The following is a 20,276-nucleotide window of genomic DNA, read 5'->3' as shown; positions in this document are numbered from 1 at the left end:
GAGAGAACGAGCAATGGGTCGATCACGCGTCCGGCTGGGCTACCTCCTGGACCGAGCCCGCAACATCCGGGTCGGCAATCTCATCGAGTTCGGGCGCCAGGTGCAGAAGGTGTCGAGAGCACCGCTGCCGCTCATCATCGCCGACATGCTGTGGTGCTCGGTCAAGTACGACATGGGCTTCCGCGATTACGCGGTGTGGGACATCCGTCTGCTGAACGCCCGCGAGCGCGCGACCTGGATGACGCACCCGAAGTCGTTCCGGATCACCCGCATGCACAATACGCCCGAGGGGCGCGCGAAGCTCGAAGACAAGCGGCGCTTCGCGCGCGAGTACGCCGATCTGCTCGGCCGCGAGACGCTCGACCTCCAGGATGTCGACGACGCCGAGCTCGGCGCGTTCCTGGCGCGTCACCCGAAGGTGCTGGCCAAGCCGCTCGACGGGCACGGCGGTGGGGGGATCACCCTGCACGAGAACGTGACGGATGCCGCCGCGTTCCGGGCCGAGGCGACCGCGGCCGGCCAGTCGATCGTCGACGAGTTCATCGTCCAGCACCCCGAGATGGCCTCGCTCTACCCCGACAGCGTCAACACGGTGAGGATGATCACGTTCCTCACCCCCGACGGCCACGTCCGCCTTCTGGCCGGCGTCCTGCGCATCGGGAACGGCGACGTCATCGACAACTTCGCCTCCGGCGGCATGTTCACGATGCTCGACGAGCACGGCGTCGCGCTGTATCCGGGCGTCGACAAGAACTCGAACGTCTATCGTGAGCACCCGGTCACCGGCACCCCTATCGTCGGCTTCACGGTGCCGTTGTTCGACCAGGTGCTCGCCCTCACCGAGCAGCTGGCGCGCCGGACGCCGGAAGCACCCTACGTCGGGTGGGACCTGGCGATCACGCCGAACGGCCCCGTCGTGATCGAGGGGAACCACAACTCGAGCGTGTTCCAGCCCAAGCCGTCCGCCTCGGGCGTGCGTACCGGTCTGCTCCCCGTCTACCAGGCAGCCGTCGGCTTCTGACCCGCGACCCGGCACCCCGCGGTGCCGGGGAACGCGAAAGCCCCGAGCGCGATGCTCGGGGCTTTCGTCGTGGAGCCGTCCTCAGCCGGCGGCGACGAGGCGCGAGGTCTCGTCGTGCCAGCTGGTGGCGACGGCGCGCAGCTTCTCTTCGTACTTGCGTCCGTGGTGGGCGCAGAAGAGCAGTTCGCTGCCGTTCACCTCTGCGGCGATGTAAGCCTGGGCGCCGCACGAGTCGCAGCGATCGGCCGCGGTCAGGCGGTGGTCGAGGACGGCGGTGCTCTCGGAAGTGTTCGTGGTCATGATGGGTGCCTCCTCGGTCGATCGGGTCGTGCAACTGAGTCCCTCGATACAACCACGACCAGCCGGGGGTATGCCCCATTTGACGATCATTTCGCTCAGCGCGTACGCTCACCGCCCGCACTCGGGCCCGAGTCGCTCCCAAGGGTGTGTGTCCTCCCCGTCGTGTCGGTGCGCGCGGATACGCTTGGAGATCGTGACTGCTGAGTATTCCGCCCATCACCTCCAGGTGCTCGAAGGGCTGGAGGCCGTCCGCAAGCGCCCTGGCATGTACATCGGCTCGACCGACTCGCGCGGCCTCATGCACTGCCTCTGGGAGATCATCGACAATTCCGTCGACGAGGCCCTGGGCGGTTACGGCTCGCGCATCGACATCGTCCTCCACGCCGACGGCAGCGTCGAGGTTCGCGACCGCGCGCGCGGCATCCCCGTCGATGTCGAGCCCCGCACCGGTCTGACCGGTGTCGAGGTCGTGTTCACCAAGCTGCACGCCGGCGGAAAGTTCGGTGGCGGCTCGTACGCCGCGTCGGGTGGACTCCACGGCGTCGGAGCCTCCGTCGTCAACGCCCTCTCCGAGCGTCTCGACGTCGAGGTCGACCGTGGGGGCAAGACCTACGCGATGTCGTTCCACCGCGGCGAGCCCGGTCTGTTCGCGGGCGATGCTCCCGACTCGGAGTTCGCGCCGTTCGAGCGTTCCTCAGAGCTGCGCGTGGTCGGCAAGGCGCCCCGAGGCACCACCGGAACCCGCATCCGCTACTGGGCCGACCGGCAGATCTTCACGAAGGATGCCGCGTTCCACCTCGAAGAGCTCGTGCAGCGTGCACGTCAGACCGCCTTCCTCGTCCCCGGCCTCGAGATCGTCATCGTCGACGAGCGCGGCGAGGAGCGGGTCGAGACGAGCTACCGCTTCGACGGCGGCATCTCGGAGTTCGCGGAGTTCCTGGCCCCCGACGCGCCGATCACCGACACGTGGCGCCTGACCGGCTCGGGAACGTTCACCGAGACCGTGCCCGTGCTGCAGGCCAACGGCGCCATGGTGCCGACCGAAGTCGAGCGCTCCTGCGAGGTCGACATCGCGCTGCGGTGGGGGACGAGCTATGAGACCGTCACCCGGTCGTTCGTGAACATCATCGCCACCCCGAAGGGCGGAACGCACCAGCAGGGCTTCGAGCAGGGGCTCATGAAGGTCATCCGCAGCCAGGTCGAGCAGAACGCGCGACGGCTGAAGGTCGGAAACGACAAGCTCGAGAAGGACGACATCCTCGCCGGCCTCACGGCGGTGCTGACGGTCCGGCTCCCCGAGCCCCAGTTCGAGGGCCAGACCAAGGAGATCCTCGGAACACCGGCCGTGCGCCAGATCGTCGCCTCGGTGGTCAATCGCGAGATGGGGGCGCTCTTCTCCTCCACGAAGCGCGACGACAAGGCGCAGACCGGGCAGCTGCTCGAGAAGGTCGTCTCCGAGATGAAGGCGCGCATCTCGGCGCGCACGCACAAAGAGACGCAGCGCCGCAAGACGGCCCTCGAGTCGTCGTCGCTGCCGGCGAAGCTGGCGGACTGCCGCAGCAACGACGTGGCCGAATCCGAGCTGTTCATCGTCGAGGGCGACTCGGCCCTCGGTACGGCCAAGCACGCCCGCAACAGCGAGTATCAGGCGCTCCTCCCGATCCGCGGCAAGATCCTGAACGTCCAGAAGGCCTCGGTGAGCGACATGCTCTCCAATGCCGAGTGCGCCGCGATCATCCAGGTGATCGGTGCCGGTTCCGGGCGCTCGTTCGACCTGAGCGCGGCCCGCTACGGCAAGGTCATCCTGATGAGCGATGCCGACGTCGACGGCGCGCACATCCGCACGCTGCTGCTGACCCTCTTCTTCCGCTACATGCGACCGCTGATCGAGGAGGGCCGCGTGTTCGCCGCCGTGCCTCCGCTGCATCGTGTGGTCGTCGTGAATCCCGGCTCGAAGCCGAACGAGACGATCTACACCTATTCGGAGGCCGAACTGCACGGACTGCTCGCGAAGCTCCGCAAGTCGGGGCGCAAGTGGCAGGAGCCGGTGCAGCGGTACAAGGGCCTCGGCGAGATGGATGCCGATCAGCTGGCGACGACCACGATGGATCGCGCCGGCCGCACGCTGCGCCGTGTCCGCGTCGAGGATGCAGATGCCGCCAACGCGGTCTTCGAGCTGCTCATGGGCAACGAGGTCGCCCCGCGCCGCGACTTCATCGTCACCTCGAGCGATCGGCTCTCGCGCGAGTCCATCGACGCCTGACCCGCGTCGCGGCTGCCCCTCCGAAACTCGGAGGACGACGCGAGCCTCGGAGGAATTCCGGTCAACCGTCCGAGGTCGACGTCATTCTCCGAGGCTCGGGGGCGGCAGGCTCAGGCGACGACGGTGCCGATCGCGCCGATGACGCCGTCGAGCGGCTGGCCGGAGGCATCGCGCTTGGCCCCGGCCTCGGGCAGGCTCCGCGTCGCACCGTCGGGGCCGACCGCGCGCGGGGAGTCGCCCACCCACGCGACGGTCAGCGTGTCCTCGCCGCGCAGGAACCGCTGAGCCCGGACTCCGCCGGTCGCTCGTCCCTTCGCGGGGAACTCCGAGAACGCCGACACCTTGCCGCTGCCGGCATCGGCCCCGGCGAGGGACTGCGTCGAGCCCGCGATCGTCACGACGACCGTGTCATCGGATGCCGCGACCGCGGTGAACGCGATGACGCGCTCACCGTCCGCGACACGGACCCCCGCCATTCCGCCGGCTGCGCGGCCCTGCGGACGCACCGCCGCCGCATCGAATCGCAGCAGCTGGGCGTCGGAGGTGACGAAGACCAGTTCGGAGCCGTCGGGTGCCGGGGCGGCGCCGACGACGCGGTCGCCGGGCTTGAGCGAGATGATCTCGGCGTCGGGCTTGCCCGCCGCCAGCTCGGTCGCCGCGACGCGCTTGACGACGCCCTGCGCCGTGCCGAGGGCGATGGGCGGTTCGCCGGTCAACGGCACGATCGCCACGACGTGCTCACCGGCTCCGAGCCCGAGATACTGGTCGGCCTTCGAGCCCGCCGCGAGCTGAACGCTGTTGCCCGGTACCGACGGCAGGTCGACGGGGGAGAAGCGCACGAGGCGTCCGGTGCTGGTGACGGCGCCGAGGTCACCGCGGACCGTCGCGTCGACGGCGGAGCGGATGGCGTCGTGCTTGCTGCGCCGGGCGGGCGGAACGATGCCGCTGCTGAGCAGGTCTTCGCCGAGCTCTGCTCGGACCATCCGGCCGGTCGCCGAGAGGAAGACGCGGCAGGGCGCGTCGGCGATCTGCAGGTCGGCGGCGGCCTTCTTGCCCGAGCGCGCGGTCACGGGGCCGCCGTTGAGCAGCAGCGTGCGACGGGGCGTGCCGTAGGTCTCGGCCGCCGCCTCGAGTTCGCGGGCCACCTGGGCTCGCAGTAGCACGTCGCTCGCGAGGAGCTCCTGGAGGTGTGCGATCTCGGCCTTCAGCTGGTCGCGCTCGGTCTCCAGCTCGATACGGGAGAACTTCGTCAGGCGGCGCAGACGCAGTTCGAGGATGTACTCGGCTTGCGGCTGCGAGAGATCGAAGACGTCGATCAGTCGCGTCCTCGCCTGCTCGCCGTCATCCGAGGTGCGGATGACCTGGATGACCTCGTCGATGTCGAGAATCGCGATCAGCAGTCCCTCGACGAGGTGCAGGCGCTCCTGCTTCCTGGCCAGCCGGTAACGGCTGCGTCGCGTGACCACCTCGATGCGGTGGTCGAGATACACCCGGAGGAGCTCCTTGAGCCCGAGGGTCTGGGGCTGTCCCTCGACGAGCGCGACGTTGTTGATGCCGAAGGAGTCCTCCAGCGGGGTCAACCGGTAGAGCTGCTCGAGCACCGCGTTGGGGTCGAATCCGGTCTTGATCGTGATGACGAGACGCAGCCCGTGGTTGCGATCGGTGAAGTCCTGGACATCAGAGATGCCGGTCAGCTTCTTGGCGTTGACCGCATCTTTGATCTTCTCGATGATCCGCTCGGGACCGACCATGTAGGGCAGCTCGGTGACGACGAGGCCGGTGCGGCGCGGACCCAGCGACTCCACCGACACCTTCGCGCGGGTGCGGAAGGTGCCGCGCCCGTTGGTGTAGGCATCCTTGATGCCGTCCAGACCCACGATCACGCCGCCGCCGGGCAGGTCGGGGCCCGGAACGAACTCCATGAGCTCGTCGAGCGTCGCATCGGGATTCTCGAGAAGGTGCACGGCTGCCGCGACGACCTCGATGAGATTGTGCGGCGCCATGTTCGTCGCCATACCGACCGCGATGCCGGTCGTGCCGTTGACCAGCAGGTTGGGGTATGCGGCGGGCAGGACCGCCGGCTGCTGGAACTGACCGTCGTAGTTCGGGATGAAGTCGACGACGTCCTCGTCGAGGTTCTCGGTGAGGGCGAGAGCAGACGGCGCGAGCCGCGCCTCGGTGTACCGCGCTGCCGCGGGGCCGTCGTCGAGCGAGCCGAAGTTGCCGTGACCGTCGACCAGGGGCACCCGCAGAGCGAAGTCCTGCGCGAGGCGGACGAGCGCGTCGTAGATCGCCGAATCGCCGTGCGGGTGCAGCTTTCCCATCACTTCACCGACGACACGGGCGCTCTTGACGTGGCCCTTGTCGGGGCGAAGGCCCATGTCGGCCATCTGGAAGAGGATGCGCCGCTGCACCGGCTTCAGGCCGTCGCGAGCGTCGGGGAGAGCGCGCGAGTAGATGACCGAGTACGCGTATTCGAGGAACGATCCCTGCATCTCCGCTGAGACGTCGACGTCCTCGATGCGCTCCGGCTGGTCGGGGACGGGTGAAGCGGTGCGGGATGCGGCCATGAAGCTGTTCGGACCTCGATCGGGGATGGGAGGGCGGATGCGGTCTGTGTCAGACTGTCCGCGATGCCCTCAAGCCTACCGACCGACCCGCCCACGGCCCGGAGCCTCACCGGTGTGCTGCCGCAGCTGCTGACCTCGCTGTCGGGCCGGTCCGACTGGTTCGCTCCGGCACGGTCGGCCATCGTCATCGTCGCCGACGGGCTGGGACGCGGCAACCTCGCGCAGCGCGCCGCCTACGCTCGCTTCCTCTCCGAGCGCATGACCAAGCGGGATGCCGCCCGCACGGTGTTCCCCGCGACGACGGCCGCCGCCCTGAGCAGTCTTTTCACAGCTGTGCCGCCGGGGGAGCATGGCATCGTCGGATACCGGGTGAGGGTGCCCGGCACGGCCTCGACCCCGAACCAGCTCACCGGCTGGGAGGACGATGGCCTCGACCCGCTCTCCTGGCAGCGTTCGCAGCCCGTGTTCGAGCGAGAGGCCGCAGCGGGCCGACGCTGCTTCGTCGTGAGCCGTGCTCAGTACGCCGCGACCGGGTTCACCACGGCGACCGTGCGGGGGGCGGAATTCGTGTCGGCTTCGGGGATCGGTGAACGGCTTGCGCGGGCCGAGGCCCTCGCCGGAGCCCACGAGGGAGCTCTCGTCTACGTCTACATCCCGGAGCTCGACGTCATCGGCCACGGGCACGGCTGGGAGGGCGACCGGTGGGCGGCGGAGCTGGAGTCGCTCGACGCCGAGCTGCGCCGGTGGGATCGTCAGCTGGGGCCGGGCATCGGTGCTGTGCTGACGGCGGATCACGGCATGATCGACGTCCCCGCGCACCGGCACGTCCTGCTGCGGGAAGGCGACGACCTGCTCGATGAGGTCGATGTCATCGGCGGCGAACCGCGGATGCTTCACCTCTACGCGTCAGCCGGCGCCGCCGAACGCGTGGCCTCCCGCTGGCGCGAGTCGGAATCGGATCGTTCGTGGGTGATGACCCGGGCCGAAGCCGTCGACGCCGGACTCTTCGGGACGGTTCACCCCGAGGTGGCGCCGCGCATCGGAGACGTTCTCGTCGCCGCTCGGTCGAGTGTGGCGTACTACGACGACCGGCTGGCCGACAAGAAGCCGCAGCGGATGGTCGGACAGCACGGGTCGCTCACCGACCAGGAGCGGATCGTTCCCCTCATCCGTTTCGGCGTGTTCGCCTGAGAGCCCGCGTGCGGCGCGCCGCGTGAGTGTTCAGGCGTCTTCGCTGCGCGCGCCGAAGACGATCTCGTCCCACGACGGCATCGAGGTGCGGCCGCCGCGGCGGCGGGTCTCCGGGGTCCTGTCCTCGCTCGCCGGCTCCGCCTGGGGCGCCTCGGGCTCGGGGGTGGGCTCAGCGGGTTCGCGGTAGCCGGGCTCGAGGGCGTCGAAGAGCGCGACCGGTGTCCGCTCGCGCGTGTCCTGCCCGCGGTCCTCGCCGGGCATGGGCTCGCGCTGTCCGCGACGGCGGCGGAGTGCCTCGAGGAGGTCGGCGGTCTCGGACGACGTCACGACCGGCTCGGGAGCGCGCTTGATCGCCGCGTCCTTCGCGGTCGTGCTGCGGAGCGGGGCGGACGCGGCCGCCTCCGGCTCGGCGGCGGGATGATGCCGGGGGCCGAACGCTCCGCTGTCGAACCGCGACTCGTCCTTGGCCTGCGGCGTGTCGAGGGCTCGCAACCGCGGGATCAGCCCCTCGGGCAGCGATCCCTGCCGCGACAGCTGGGTCGCGTCGGAGTTGAGGGGCGCGAGCGACGAGCGTCGCGGGTCGAAAGACCACCGGGCGTCGTGCTCGACCTCGCCCACGGTGAACTCGAGCTTGACGATCCAGCCGTCGGGTTCGCGCCAGCTGCTCCAGCGCTCACCGGTCGCGCCCGCCTCGGCGAGCTTCGTGCGAACCGCGGTGCCGAAGGTCGGCTGGGCGTCCGGTTCGAGCTCGCCCGCGATGAGGACCGGCACCGCGAGGGCCTGTCCGACGATGTGCTCGCGCTCCGCGATGATCGGCCGCTCGTATCGGGCGACGTCCTCGACTCGGATGCCGAGGAGCGTGGCGACATCCGCGGCGCTCATGCCGGCGCGGATGTGCGACTGGATCTCGCGAGGGCTGGGGCGGGCAGCCCGCGGTTCGTCAGCCGGACGGGCGCGGCGCAACTGGGCGCGCAGCGTCTCGTTCACCGGCAACGCGAAGCGCTCCCCGGACTCGGTTGCGAGGACGAGGATGCCCTCCTCGGTCCCGATGACCTTGAGCTGTTCCATGCGCAGAACCCTCCCAGCGATACGTGTGCCGTCATGGTGTCACAGGCATCCGGGGACCGTGGGAATATCCGGGGCGCGCCGTCGGTTTCGGGGGGCGAACCGGTCGTCAGCAGCCGTTCCCGGAAGGATCTTCCGCGACGTTTTGCGAAATACGCGCCGGTCATGCAAACTATCGCCGCCCCACTCGGCGCGGCAACCGGCAACACCTGGAAGTAGAGGCCTTTCGACATGGCTACGGATTACGACGCACCCCGCAAGACCGAGGACGACAGCGAGTCGATCGAGGCCCTGAAGGAGCGCGTGCCCGACAAGTCGTCGGGCTCGATCGACAACGAGGACGCCGACAACCCGTCGGGCTTCGAGCTGCCCGGGGCTGACCTCTCGGACCTCGAGCTGGATGTCGTCGTCCTTCCCCCGCAGGAGGACGAGTTCACGTGCATGGAGTGCTTCCTCGTGAAGCACCGCACTCAGATCGACCACGAGACCAAGGTCGGCGCGATCTGCACCGAGTGCGCCGCCTGACCGTCACGACTCTCGCTGACCCTCGACGCCCCGGCGTCGAGGGTCTGTCTTTTGCGCGAAGCGGTGTGACGGCCTAGGAGCGCCGGGCGCGTGAGGCGGCGTCGGCGCGAGCGCTCTCGACCACCGCGACGACCCGGGACGGCGTCCGGGAGGAGAACACCCAGTGCGTGACCGGATCGTCATCGTCGTCGATCGCGACGCGGACCACACCGTCGATGCCGCCCCGCAGCAGGTGCCACGAGCTCGGTGATAGACCCGGTCCGCGCGCCTGCCGCGCATCGTCGCCCGTCAGCGCCTCCATCTGACCGAGATACTCGAGCTCGATGCTCGCGCGGCCGACGCGCAGGCGTCCGCCGGACACCTCGACGACCGGCGACAGGGCGATGAGGCCCGCGACGACGAGTGCGCCGACGACGATCCCCGCGACGAGCCCGACGATCGAGTCGAGCGGGGCGAGCACGAGGGCGACCATCGGGCCGCAGACGGCCGCGCTCACCAGCAGCCAGAGCGATGGGCTCAGGCGCTCGCGATAGCTCGTAGCGGGCGGGGTGGCGGGGGCGGAACTGTGCATTAGCCTCGTGGGGTGACCGAATCCGTGGACGTCCCCATTATCGCCGTCGACGTTCCCGTGTATGCCCACCCGGGGGATGCCGGAGCAGATCTCGTCTCCACCGAGACGGTGCATCTCGAGCCCGGACAACGCGCACTCGTGGGCACCGGCGTTCGCATCGCCCTGCCCGAAGGCTTCGCCGCCTTCGTCGTCCCGCGCAGCGGCCTCGCCGCGAGGCACGGCATCACCGTGGTGAATTCTCCCGGAACGGTCGACGCCGGCTACCGCGGCGAGATCAAGGTCACCCTCCTGAACACCGACACGTCCGAGGCGTACGACATCGCGCCCGGTGACCGCATCGCACAGGTGATCGTCATGCCGGTGACCCGCGCCCGCTTCATCCCCGTCGACACGCTGCCCGAGAGCGTTCGCGGCGAAGGTGGGTTCGGCTCGACCGGCTACCAGCAGACAGGAGTATCCGCATGAGCGACGACGCGAAGTCCGCGCCCGCCGACCGCGCCACAGCCGGACCGTTCGACGAGTCCGAGGCCAACCCGGTCCGTCCATACATCGACCTCGGCGGCATCAAGGTGCTGCCCCGCGAGGGTCTCAACCTGCGCCTCGAGGTCGAGGAACAGACCAAGCGCATCGTGGCGGTCGGTCTGGATTACGCCGGGTCCACGCTGCAGGTGCAGCCGTTCGCGGCGCCCCGCTCGACGGGGCTGTGGGACGAGACACGCGAGCAGATCCGTCAGCAGGTGCGACAGCAGGGCGGCCGCGTCGAAGAGCGCGAGGGCCCCCTCGGGCCGGAGCTGCTCGCAGAGGTTCCCGTGATCGCGGGAGCTGACGGCAGCGGCAAGCGTCTCGCGCGATTCGTCGGCGTCGACGGTCCGCGCTGGTTCCTCCGCGGTGTCATCGGCGGGGCCGCCACCAACGACGTCGAGGCGGCCGCGCAGGTCGAGGACCTGTTCCGGTCGCTCGTGGTCGTGCGCGGCGGGTCGCCCATGCCGCCGCGCGACCTCATCCCGCTGAAGATGCCGGCGACCCCCGGCTCAGCGTGAACGGCGACGAGCGTCCCGAGGCGGCGACCGAGCGTCCCGACGACCTGACTCCGCCGGAGCCGGCGGGATCGACGTCGGGTGTGCTGGGCGCCGCCCTCGGCGAGGCCGCGCGCAGGGCGGGCTTCGATCCGGAGACGAACGCCTCGACCGGGGGAGTCGTCTGGCGGGCGATGGGCGGATTCCGCGGAATCGTCGAAGCCGTCCTGCCCGGTCTGGTCTTCATCGTGGTGTTCACGCTGACGACGGACCCCGAGACGCGCGAAGCGAACCTCTGGTTGTCGCTCGGACTCTCGGTCGGGGTCGCCGCCGTCTTCACGTTGCTCCGCCTGATCCAGCGGGGGCCTGCCGGGGCGGCTTTCGGCGGCCTCATCGCAACCGCCGTCGCCGCGGGCCTCGCGCTGTGGACAGGGCGCGGTCAGGACAACTTCATCCCCGGGCTGATCACCAACGCCGCGTACGGCACGGCCTTCCTGGTGTCTGCTCTCATCGGGTGGTCGCTCATCGGGCTCGCGGCGGGATTCCTGATGAACGAGGGAATCGCGTGGCGTCGCGACAAGCGCAAGCGTCGCGTCTACTTCTGGCTCGCGATCGCATGGGCGGCCCTGTTCTACCTGAGGCTCGCGGTGCAGCTGCCGCTGTACTTCGCTGACGAGGTCGCCGCCCTCGGAACCCTGAAGCTCGTCATGGGGCTTCCGTTGTTCGCCCCGCTCGCGGCTGTCACCTGGCTCGCCGTGCGGGCGCTCTATAAGAGGCCCGCCGAGTGATATATTTATCTTGACGTCAAGATAAATTTCCCCCGATCCGACTAAGGGTCGCCTCACTAGATCGACCAGTGCGGCGAGGGGATGATGGGACAGTGCGCGCGAGCGCGCGGCCCGCCGATGAAGGAGAGCAGACGTGTCCACTGTTGACAGCTTCGGAGCCAAGAGCACCCTGACGGTCGGCAGTACCGACTACGAGATCTTCCGGATCGCCACGGTCGAGGGTTACGACCGTCTTCCCTTCAGCCTTAAGGTGCTGCTCGAGAACCTCCTGCGCACCGAGGACGGCGCGAACGTGACGCAGGAGCAGATCCGTGCGTTGGGCTCGTGGGACGCATCGGCGGAGCCCGACACCGAGATCCAGTTCACGCCCGCCCGCGTCGTGATGCAGGACTTCACGGGCGTGCCCTGCATCGTCGACCTCGCCACCATGCGCGAGGCGGTGACCGCGCTCGGCGGTGACCCGAACCGCATCAACCCGCTCTCGCCCGCCGAGATGGTCATCGACCACTCGGTCATCGCCGACCTGTTCGGCAGCGAGAACGCCCTCGAGCGCAACGTCGAGATCGAGTACGAGCGCAACGGCGAGCGTTACCAGTTCCTCCGTTGGGGTCAGGGTGCATTCGACGACTTCAAGGTCGTCCCCCCGGGCACCGGCATCGTCCACCAGGTGAACATCGAGCACCTCGCGAAGGTCATCTACGACCGCAACGTCGACGGCGTGCTCCGCGCATACCCCGACACCTGCGTCGGCACCGACTCCCACACCACGATGGTCAACGGCCTCGGCGTCCTGGGCTGGGGCGTCGGCGGCATCGAGGCCGAGGCCGCGATGCTCGGTCAGCCCGTGTCGATGCTCATCCCGCGCGTCGTCGGTTTCAAGCTCACCGGCGAGATCCCCGCGGGCGTCACCGCGACCGACGTCGTGCTGACGATCACCGACATGTTGCGCAAGCACGGCGTGGTCGGCAAGTTCGTCGAGTTCTACGGCGCCGGCGTCGGGTCCGTCCCGCTCGCCAACCGCGCCACGATCGGCAACATGAGCCCGGAGTTCGGCTCGACCGCTGCGATGTTCCCCATCGACGACGTCACGCTCGACTACCTGCGTCTGACCGGCCGCGACGAGCAGACCGTCGCGCTCGTCGAGGCGTACGCGAAGGAGCAGTCGCTCTGGCACGACCCCGCGAACGAGCCGAGCTACAGCGAGTACATGGAGCTCGACCTCTCGACGGTCGTCCCCTCGATCGCCGGCCCGAAGCGTCCGCAGGACCGCATCCTCCTGTCGGAGTCGAAGGAGCAGTTCGCGAAGGACATCCTCAACTACGCGGCCGCAGCCGACGAGCCCGTCGAGGTCGAGGGCACCTTCCCGGCGTCCGACCCGGGCACCGCTCCCGGTGTCGAGCACGAGACGCTCTCCGACGACACCGTCTCGCACCAGCACGACCACGCCCACGCGGGCCTGCTGTCCAGCGGCGCGCCGCACGCGGCGTCCAACCCCGTCAAGGTCACGCAGCCGTCGGGCGAGAGCTACATGCTCGACAACGGCGCCGTCACCCTCGCGGCGATCACCTCTTGCACCAACACCTCGAACCCGTCGGTCATGATCGCGGCGGGTCTGCTGGCGCGCAAGGCCTCGGAGCGCGGTCTCACGCGCAAGCCGTGGGTCAAGACGACGCTGGGACCGGGCTCGAAGGTCGTCACCGACTACTACGAGAAGTCGGGCCTCGACAAGGACCTCGAGAGCCTTGGCTTCTACACCGTCGGATACGGCTGCACGATCTGCATCGGAAACTCGGGCCCGCTGATCGAAGAGGTCTCGGCCGCGATCAACGACAACGACCTTGCGGTCACGGCAGTGCTCTCGGGCAACCGCAACTTCGAGGGCCGCATCAGCCCCGACGTCAAGATGAACTACCTCGCCTCGCCGCCCCTGGTCGTCGCGTACGCCCTGGCCGGGTCGATGAACTTCGACTTCGAGACCGACCCGCTCGGCAAGGACTCCGACGGCAACGACGTCTTCCTGAAGGACATCTGGCCCGCCCCGGACGAGGTCCAGGAGATCATCGACTCGTCGATCTCGCGCGAGCAGTTCATCAAGCAGTACGCCACCGTGTTCGACGGTGACGAGCGCTGGAAGAACCTGCCCACGCCGACCGGTCCGGTGTTCGAGTGGGACGAGGACTCGACCTACGTCCGTAAGGCGCCGTACTTCGACGGCATGCAGATGGAGCTGACCCCGGTCAGCGACATCACCGGTGCGCGCGTCATGGCGACGTTGGGCGACTCGGTCACGACCGACCACATCAGCCCGGCCGGAAACATCAAGGCCGGCACCCCCGCCGCGCAGTACCTCACCGAGCACGGTGTCGCGCAGAAGGACTTCAACTCCTACGGCTCGCGTCGAGGCAACCACGAGGTCATGATCCGCGGAACCTTCGCCAACATCCGCCTGAAGAACGAGCTCACGGCGGCGGTCAACGACGGCAAGGTCGTCGAGGGCGGCTACACGCGTGACTTCACCCAGGAGGGCGGCCCGCAGTCGTTCATCTACGACGCGAGCCAGAACTACCAGGCGCAGGGCACGCCGCTCGTCATCTTCGGCGGCAAGGAGTACGGCTCGGGATCGTCGCGTGACTGGGCCGCGAAGGGCACGAACCTGCTCGGCGTGAAGGCCGTCATCACGGAGAGCTTCGAGCGCATCCACCGCTCGAACCTGATCGGTATGGGCGTCGTGCCGCTGCAGTTCCCCGCTGGCGAGAGCTGGAAGTCGCTCGGACTCGACGGCACCGAGATCATCTCGATCACGGGTCTCGAGCAGCTGAACGAGGGCGTCACCCCCAAGACCGTCAAGGTCGTCGCCGAGCCGAGCGAGTTCTCGCCCGAGGGCAAGGAGACGGTCGAGTTCGACGCGGTCGTGCGCATCGACACCCCCGGTGAGGCGGACTACTACCGCAACGGCGGCATCCTGCAGTACGTGCTGCGCTCGCTCGTCTGAGCCAACCAGCCGCATAGTCCACGAGAGGCCGGAGCGTCCAGCTCCGGCCTCTCGTGCATCCTGCTCGTTAGACTTACCGGCACCGATGGAAGGAGGAGCGCGATGTCACTGCTCTCCTCGATCTCGCACCCGCGCGATCTGGACGCCCTCTCGCTTCCGCAGCTCGAGGCTCTCGCGAGCGAGATCCGCTCGTTCCTCGTCGAGAACGTCGCGCGCAGCGGCGGGCACCTCGGCCCCAACCTCGGCGTCGTCGAGCTCACGCTCGCGATCCACCGGGTCTTCGACTCTCCCAACGATCCGGTGGTGTTCGACACCGGACACCAGTCCTACGTCCATAAGCTCGTGACCGGGCGGCAGGACTTCTCGCGGCTGCGCTCACGCGGCGGCCTGGCGGGGTACCCGCAGCGCAGTGAGAGCGAGCACGACGTCGTCGAGTCGTCGCACGCGTCGAGCTCGCTCAGCTGGGCGGACGGCATCTCGCGAGCCTTCGCCCGCACCGGTCGCACCGACCGGCACGTCGTCGCAGTCGTGGGCGACGGGTCGCTGACCGGCGGCATGACGTGGGAGGCGCTCAACAACATCTCCGACGACAACGATCGCAACCTGGTGATCGTCGTCAACGACAACGGTCGCTCGTACGCTCCCACGATCGGCGGGATGGCGCGCTTCCTGAACAAGGTGCGCACGACCGAGGGGTACCGGTCGCTCCACGAGGGTTCGGCGTCGCTGTTCGGCCGCCTCGGGCCGGCGGCGCGGGCCGTCTACCGCGGACTCCGCGGGGGTACTCACGGGTTCCTGTCCCGCTTCGTGAACAACGAGGCGCTGTACTCGAACCTGGACATCAAGTACCTCGGGCCCGTCGATGGGCACGATCTCGAGGCCATGATCGAGACGCTGCGGCTCGCGAAGTCGTACGGCGCGCCGGTCATCGTGCACGCGATCACCGAGAAGGGCCGCGGCTACGCGCCCGCGCGCCTCGATGAGGCCGATCAGTTCCACGCGGTGGGCAAGATCGACCCCGCGACGGGCCGGCCGGTCTCCTCGGGCAGCACGATCAGCTGGACCGACGTGTTCGCCGAAGAGCTCGTGTCGGCGGGGGAACGCCGCTCTGATGTCGTGGCGATCACCGCCGCGATGCTGCGTCCGACCGGACTTCTGCCGTTCGCGCAACGGTTCCCCGATCGCGTCCTCGACGTCGGCATCGCGGAGCAGCACGCCGTCGCGGCATCCGCCGGCCTCGCCTTCGGCGGCCTGCATCCGGTCGTCGCGATCTATGCCACGTTCATGAACCGCGCGTTCGACCAGATGATGATGGATGTCGCGCTGCACCGTGCCGGCGTGACATTCGTGCTCGACCGGGCCGGCGTCACCGGGCCCGACGGTCCCAGTCACCACGGTATCTGGGACCTCGCGATGCTCCAGCTCGTGCCCGGCGTCCGCATCGCCGCGCCCCGCGACGCCGAGCGTCTGCGCGAGGTGTTCCGCGAAGCGGTCCAGATCGAAGACGCCCCCACGGTCGTCCGCTACCCGAAGGGCTCGGTCGGTGACGAGCTGCCGGCCGTGGAGCGTCTGGACGACGGGACCGACGTGCTGGTGCGGGGCGAGTCCGACGACGTGCTCATCGTCGGTATCGGTCCGATGGCGCGTCTCGGCGTCGATGTCGCCGAGCGCCTGCGGGCACAGGGAATCGGCGCGACCGTCATCGATCCGCGCTGGGTGGTGCCGGTCGCGCGCTCGGTCGTCGACCTCGCCGCCGAACACCGGCTCGTCATCACGATCGAGGACGGGATCCGTGTCGGCGGCATCGGCACCCGCATCCGCCAGGTGCTGCGCGAGGCCGGCATCGACACCGCCGTCGACGAGCTGGGGCTGCCCGACGACTTCATCGACCACGCGGAGCGCGACGAGATCCTCGAAGACGCGGGCCTCACGGCCGCGAAGATCGCGCACGACGTCGTCGCGCAGGTCCTCGGCACCCGCATCCCGATCGCTCGCCCCAGCGCGGACGCGGAGTCGGACTGGCCGGATGCCGCTGACGCACCGGACCGTGCGGAGGCCGCGGACGGCGAGCGTCAGTCTCGAGGCCGCTGACGTCGTCTCCGATCGGGGTCGATGATGCGGTAGCGCTCGTCGAGAGCGTCCTCGGTCGCGGCATCCCCATCCGACGCCGGCACACCGTCGCCGAATCCCTCGGAGTCGAGGCGCAGTGCTCGCCGCGCGGTGATGAACCATGCTCCTGCCAGCCCCATCGCGCTGAGAGGCACGTTGACGAGGAAAGCGATCGATCCCGCCCAGCCGTCGGCCGATCCGCCCATGAACGTGAAGAGGGCGCCCGCCGTGGTGACGACGCCGGCCAACGCGCCGTACGCCGCGAAAGCGATCAGGTGTACGCCGATACGCGGCGAACGTCGCAGGAAGCGGCCGAGCGCGTATGCGCCGGGCGAACCGATCACAACGGCGGGGACGGAGGCGATCACGATCATCACGGTGCCCACGACCAAGCTGAAGCCGCCCGTCAGCACCGCCCACGAGACGATGAGCAGCAGCGTCGTCGCGCCCCACGCGCGGGCGGCGCCCTTCAGGAACTCGGCGCGGGTGAACGCGAGAGGTTCGGCATCCGTGCGCGGCGAGTCTCGACGGGACGCGAGCGGCGGTTCGGGGTCGGTGCCCGTCACGATCGTGTCTCCGCGATGAGGTCGAGGAGCTCCCGCAGCGGCCGTCGCAGCATCGGGAGGCGGACGAGCGGGAGCGCCATCGCGAGAAGCGCCAAGCCCCTGTCGAGCAAGCGCCGCGTCTTCGCCTGGTCGTCGGACTGGTCGTAGACCCAGTACATCGCAAGCAGCAGATGCGCGAGAACGAGCGCCCCGGGCAGCGCCTCGGCGATGTCCTTCGGGAGCTTGTGGTCGGCGCCGTCGACGGCGGTGCGGAACAGTTCCTCCACGATCGTGAGCGAGGCATCCGACTCGGGCGACAGCGGGTTGATCGACGAGCGGGGGGACACCGCGGCCGTCAGGAACTCGGGCGCATGGCCATGAGTCGGCGTCAACTGATCGAGGCCCGTGTGGAAGACGATCGCGAGTCGGGTCGTGAGGTCACGCTCGGACGCGAGTCGGGGGAGGGCGGCGGCTCGGTGCGCCTGCTGCACCTGGAGGTAGAACTCCTGCACGAGCTCGTTCTTCGACGCGAAGTGGTAGTTCGTCGTGCCGACCGAGACGCCGGCCTCCGAGGCGATATGACGGATGGTGGTCGCGTCGTAGCCACGCTCGCGGAACGAACGGAGCGCGGTCTCGACGATCAGGGCACGCGTGCGGTCTCGTTTCGATCCGGTCGGCGACGGTGTGCTGAACATGTTCAGACTCTACAGCGCGACTTCTCAGGCCGTCCGGCCCACGCTCGCGTGAAAGCATGGAGGGATGACCGGTGACAACCTCTCCCGTTCCGATGCTCAGCGGCGTGCAGCCGAGATCCGGCTCCACACCGTCGATGTTCTCCTCGATGTCCGCGACGCGCCGCGGGCCGACGAGACGACCTTCGGCACCCGCGCGGTCCTCTCGTTCGATGCGACCGTCGGGGGAGAGACCTGGGTCGACTTCCTCGGTGCGAGCGTCGACGCGGTCACCGTGAACGGAGAGAGCCGGCCCGTGGACTGGGACGGCGCCCGCATCCGCATCGACCGCCTCGCCGAACGGAACACGGTCTCGATCGAGGCACGCGGCCTCTACAGTCGCTCGGGCGAGGGCCTGCACCGTTTCGTCGACCCGGTCGACGGTGGCGTCTACCTGTACACGCAGTACGAACCGGCCGACGCCAGGCGTGTCTACCCGTGCTTCGAGCAGCCCGATCTGAAGGCGCGCTGGCGGATGCGGGTCGCGGCGCCGCGGGGGTGGCGGGTGCTGTCCAACGGTGCGGAGGCCGTCCGCCGCGACATCGACGGCGGCGTCGAGGTCGCCTTCGCCGAGACCCTCCCGATCTCCAGCTACATCACCGCCGTCGCCGCGGGGCCGTACCACCGCGTCGACGCCGTGTGGGACGGGCGGGATGGGCCCGTCGAGCTGGGCGTGCTCTGCCGCGCCTCGCTTGCGCCTCACCTCGACGCTGAGGAAGTCATCGACATCACTCGCCGCGGGCTCGCATACTTCGGGGAGGCGTTCGGGCTCGGTTACCCGTGGGGCAAGTACGACCAGATCTTCGTTCCCGAGTACAACCTCGGCGCGATGGAGAACCCGGGGCTCGTCACTTTCACCGAGGCCTACGTCTTCCGCGGGGCGGCGACGTCGGCGCAGCGCGAGGCGCGCGCCAACACGATCCTCCACGAGATGGCGCACATGTGGTTCGGCGACCTCGTGACCATGCGCTGGTGGGACGACCTGTGGCTGAAGGAATCCTTCGCCGACTTCATGGGTTCGCACGCGTCGGTCGCGACCGGGCTCTATCCGGATGCCTGGGTGAGCTTCGCGAGCAGGCGCAAAGGCTGGGCGTACGAGCAGGACCAGCTGCCGACGACGCATCCGATCGTGGCCGACATCCCCGACCTGCAGGCCGCCAAGCTCAACTTCGACGGGATCACGTACGCCAAGGGAGCGTCCGTGCTCAAGCAGCTCGTCGCGTACGTGGGGGAGGAGGCGTTCTTCGCCGGTGCGCGTCAGTACTTCGCCGCCAACGCCTACGGGAACACCACGCTCGCTGATCTGCTGGACGCGCTCGAGCACACCTCCGGACGCGATCTGCGCGCGTGGAGCCGCGCTTGGCTCGAGACCACCGGGATGTCGGGTCTGTCGGTCGAACGCGATGAGCCGGACGGCGTCACCGTCGTCCAGACAGATCCACGACCCCATCGCGTGACGATGGGACGCTACGTGGAGACGGAGGGGGCGCTGCGGCGCGAGGATGGAGTCGACCTCGATCTCGTCGACGCTCGGACGCCGCTGCCCGGGGATACCCGAAGCCTGATCATCCCGAACGACGACGACCGAACCTATGCGAAGGTCCGCCTCGACGAAGAGACGACGGCCGCGCTCGAGCGATCGCTGTCGACGATCGGCGACCCCCTCGCTCGGTCGGTCGCATGGGCTGCGCTCTGGAACGCGGTGCGCGACGGTCGTCTCGACGTCGCGCGCTACCTCGAGATCGTCAGAGTGCACGCTGCAGCCGACACCCACATCGGTCTGCTCGGCGACGCGGTCGCTCATGCCGACTACGCGATCGCCCACTACGTAGCGCCCGCGCAGCGGGAGACGCTCGCCGCGCGCTGGCTGGAAACCGTCTGGCAGTCCCTGCACGAAGCCCGCCCCGGCAGTGATGCGCAACTGGTGTGGGCACGTGCCCTAGGGGCCTCCGCCGCGGTGGATGCGGGGCGTGCGGCGTCGCTGCGCCAGCTGCTCGCCGGCGCGGGGCGACTCCCCGACGGTCTCGTTCTCGATGCCGACCTGCGGTGGAGCTGGCTCTTCGCGCTCGCCGCGACGGGCGAGGCCAGCCCCGCCGAGATCGACGCCGAGCTGATGCGAGACGACACCGCGAAGGGGAGACGAGCCCACCGCGCTGCCCGCGCGGCACTGCCGGAGGCGGCGGTGCGCGAGGCCGCCTGGGTCGAGGCCTGGACGGACGAGACCCTGTCGAACGACGAGCTCGACGCCACGATCGCGGGTGTCCGCGCCGGAGGGCGACGCGATCTCATCGCGGCCTTCGACGCGGACTACTTCTCGCGCATCGAACGGGTCTGGGCGACCCGCAGCATCGAGATCGCGCGGCGCCTCGTGCGCGGGCTGTTCCCCGCGGCGGATGACCTCACGGAAGCGACGGCGTGGCTCGACTCGCATCCCGAAGCGCCGGCCTCGTTGCGGCGCATCGTGATCGAGCAGCGCGACATCCTCGAGCGAGACCTTCGCGTGCAGAGCGCGCAGGGCGGCTTGCCGGCGTGACACGACGAGGACCCCGCGGCTTCGTGCCACGGGGTCCTCGTCGTGATGCGGCGCGA

Annotated in this window: 16 protein-coding genes; 10 read left to right on the top strand and 6 right to left on the bottom strand. The window is 69.2% G+C overall.

The features are described 5' to 3' along the window. The first annotated feature begins 13 nt into the window (after positions 1–13). Positions 14–1,021 (top strand): sugar-transfer associated ATP-grasp domain-containing protein, encoded by a 1,008-nt coding sequence (locus tag CBF90_RS07960; protein WP_088380326.1) that lies wholly within the window; start codon positions 14–16, stop codon positions 1,019–1,021. Between the two features lie 81 nt (positions 1,022–1,102). Here CBF90_RS07960 and CBF90_RS07955 read toward each other — a convergent pair whose 3' ends face one another. Further along, positions 1,103–1,321, bottom strand: a complete 219-nt coding sequence (locus CBF90_RS07955) for a hypothetical protein (protein ID WP_023951321.1) — start codon at positions 1,319–1,321, stop codon at positions 1,103–1,105. A gap of 190 nt (positions 1,322–1,511) precedes the next feature. Between CBF90_RS07955 and CBF90_RS07950 the strand changes: the two genes are divergently transcribed. After that, on the top strand, positions 1,512–3,584 hold the full coding sequence (locus CBF90_RS07950) for a type IIA DNA topoisomerase subunit B (RefSeq protein ID WP_088380388.1): 2,073 nt from the start codon (positions 1,512–1,514) through the stop codon (positions 3,582–3,584). A 110-nt stretch (positions 3,585–3,694) separates the two neighbouring features. Here the strand turns inward: CBF90_RS07950 and CBF90_RS07945 are convergent, their stop codons facing one another. Further along, entirely contained in the window at positions 3,695–6,154 is a 2,460-nt protein-coding gene (locus CBF90_RS07945) for a DNA topoisomerase (ATP-hydrolyzing) subunit A (RefSeq protein WP_071918258.1), read from the bottom strand. A 63-nt stretch (positions 6,155–6,217) separates the two neighbouring features. Here CBF90_RS07945 and CBF90_RS07940 point away from each other — a divergent pair, with 63 nt between their 5' ends. Next, complete coding sequence (locus CBF90_RS07940) at positions 6,218–7,345, top strand: alkaline phosphatase family protein (protein ID WP_071918257.1); 1,128 nt, start codon at positions 6,218–6,220, stop codon at positions 7,343–7,345. A gap of 30 nt (positions 7,346–7,375) precedes the next feature. On the opposite strand, the gene sepH is transcribed toward CBF90_RS07940, so the two are convergent. Beyond that, positions 7,376–8,413 carry a septation protein SepH gene (sepH, locus tag CBF90_RS07935; protein ID WP_088380325.1) on the bottom strand — a complete coding sequence of 346 codons (1,038 nt, stop codon included), beginning with the start codon at positions 8,411–8,413 and terminating at the stop codon, positions 7,376–7,378. 228 nt (positions 8,414–8,641) lie between these two features. Between sepH and CBF90_RS07930 the strand changes: the two genes are divergently transcribed. After that, positions 8,642–8,935 carry a DUF4193 domain-containing protein gene (locus CBF90_RS07930; protein ID WP_023951316.1) on the top strand — a complete coding sequence of 98 codons (294 nt, stop codon included), beginning with the start codon at positions 8,642–8,644 and terminating at the stop codon, positions 8,933–8,935. Between the two features lie 73 nt (positions 8,936–9,008). On the opposite strand, the gene CBF90_RS07925 is transcribed toward CBF90_RS07930, so the two are convergent. Then, a complete protein-coding gene (locus tag CBF90_RS07925) occupies positions 9,009–9,506 on the bottom strand; it encodes a DUF3093 domain-containing protein (protein WP_023951315.1) in 498 nt (165 codons plus the stop codon). A 12-nt stretch (positions 9,507–9,518) separates the two neighbouring features. Here CBF90_RS07925 and dut point away from each other — a divergent pair, with 12 nt between their 5' ends. From dut to dxs, 5 genes are all read left to right on the top strand, one after another. After that, on the top strand, positions 9,519–9,971 hold the full coding sequence (dut, locus tag CBF90_RS07920; RefSeq protein WP_172407806.1) for a dUTP diphosphatase: 453 nt from the start codon (positions 9,519–9,521) through the stop codon (positions 9,969–9,971). Continuing rightward, positions 9,968–10,546 carry a DUF3710 domain-containing protein gene (locus CBF90_RS07915; RefSeq protein WP_023951313.1) on the top strand — a complete coding sequence of 193 codons (579 nt, stop codon included), beginning with the start codon at positions 9,968–9,970 and terminating at the stop codon, positions 10,544–10,546. Before dut ends, CBF90_RS07915 begins: the two co-directional genes overlap by 4 nt. Before the next feature lie 44 nt (positions 10,547–10,590). Further along, positions 10,591–11,310 (top strand): DUF3159 domain-containing protein, encoded by a 720-nt coding sequence (locus tag CBF90_RS07910; protein WP_081731814.1) that lies wholly within the window; start codon positions 10,591–10,593, stop codon positions 11,308–11,310. Positions 11,311–11,443: 133 nt separating this feature from the next. Then, entirely contained in the window at positions 11,444–14,302 is a 2,859-nt protein-coding gene (locus CBF90_RS07905; RefSeq protein ID WP_088380324.1) for an aconitate hydratase, read from the top strand. A gap of 102 nt (positions 14,303–14,404) precedes the next feature. Next, positions 14,405–16,393 (top strand): 1-deoxy-D-xylulose-5-phosphate synthase, encoded by a 1,989-nt coding sequence (gene dxs, locus CBF90_RS07900; protein ID WP_088380323.1) that lies wholly within the window; start codon positions 14,405–14,407, stop codon positions 16,391–16,393. Here dxs and CBF90_RS07895 read toward each other — a convergent pair. Further along, on the bottom strand, positions 16,375–16,977 hold the full coding sequence (locus tag CBF90_RS07895; protein WP_088380322.1) for a hypothetical protein: 603 nt from the start codon (positions 16,975–16,977) through the stop codon (positions 16,375–16,377). The two genes, dxs and CBF90_RS07895, sit on opposite strands and share 19 nt — an antisense overlap. Beyond that, positions 16,974–17,651, bottom strand: a complete 678-nt coding sequence (locus CBF90_RS07890) for a TetR/AcrR family transcriptional regulator (protein ID WP_064956738.1) — start codon at positions 17,649–17,651, stop codon at positions 16,974–16,976. The genes CBF90_RS07895 and CBF90_RS07890 overlap by 4 nt, the downstream gene beginning before the upstream one ends. A 64-nt stretch (positions 17,652–17,715) precedes the next feature. Between CBF90_RS07890 and pepN the strand changes: the two genes are divergently transcribed. Continuing rightward, positions 17,716–20,220 carry an aminopeptidase N gene (pepN, locus tag CBF90_RS07885; RefSeq protein WP_088380321.1) on the top strand — a complete coding sequence of 835 codons (2,505 nt, stop codon included), beginning with the start codon at positions 17,716–17,718 and terminating at the stop codon, positions 20,218–20,220. The last annotated feature ends 56 nt before the right edge of the window (positions 20,221–20,276 follow it).

The organism is Microbacterium sp. AISO3 (assembly GCF_002204305.1).
In the GTDB taxonomy this organism is placed as follows: domain Bacteria; phylum Actinomycetota; class Actinomycetes; order Actinomycetales; family Microbacteriaceae; genus Microbacterium; species Microbacterium arborescens.
Note: the sequence above shows the minus strand (reverse complement) of the source record. Positions and strands in the feature narration are given on the sequence as shown.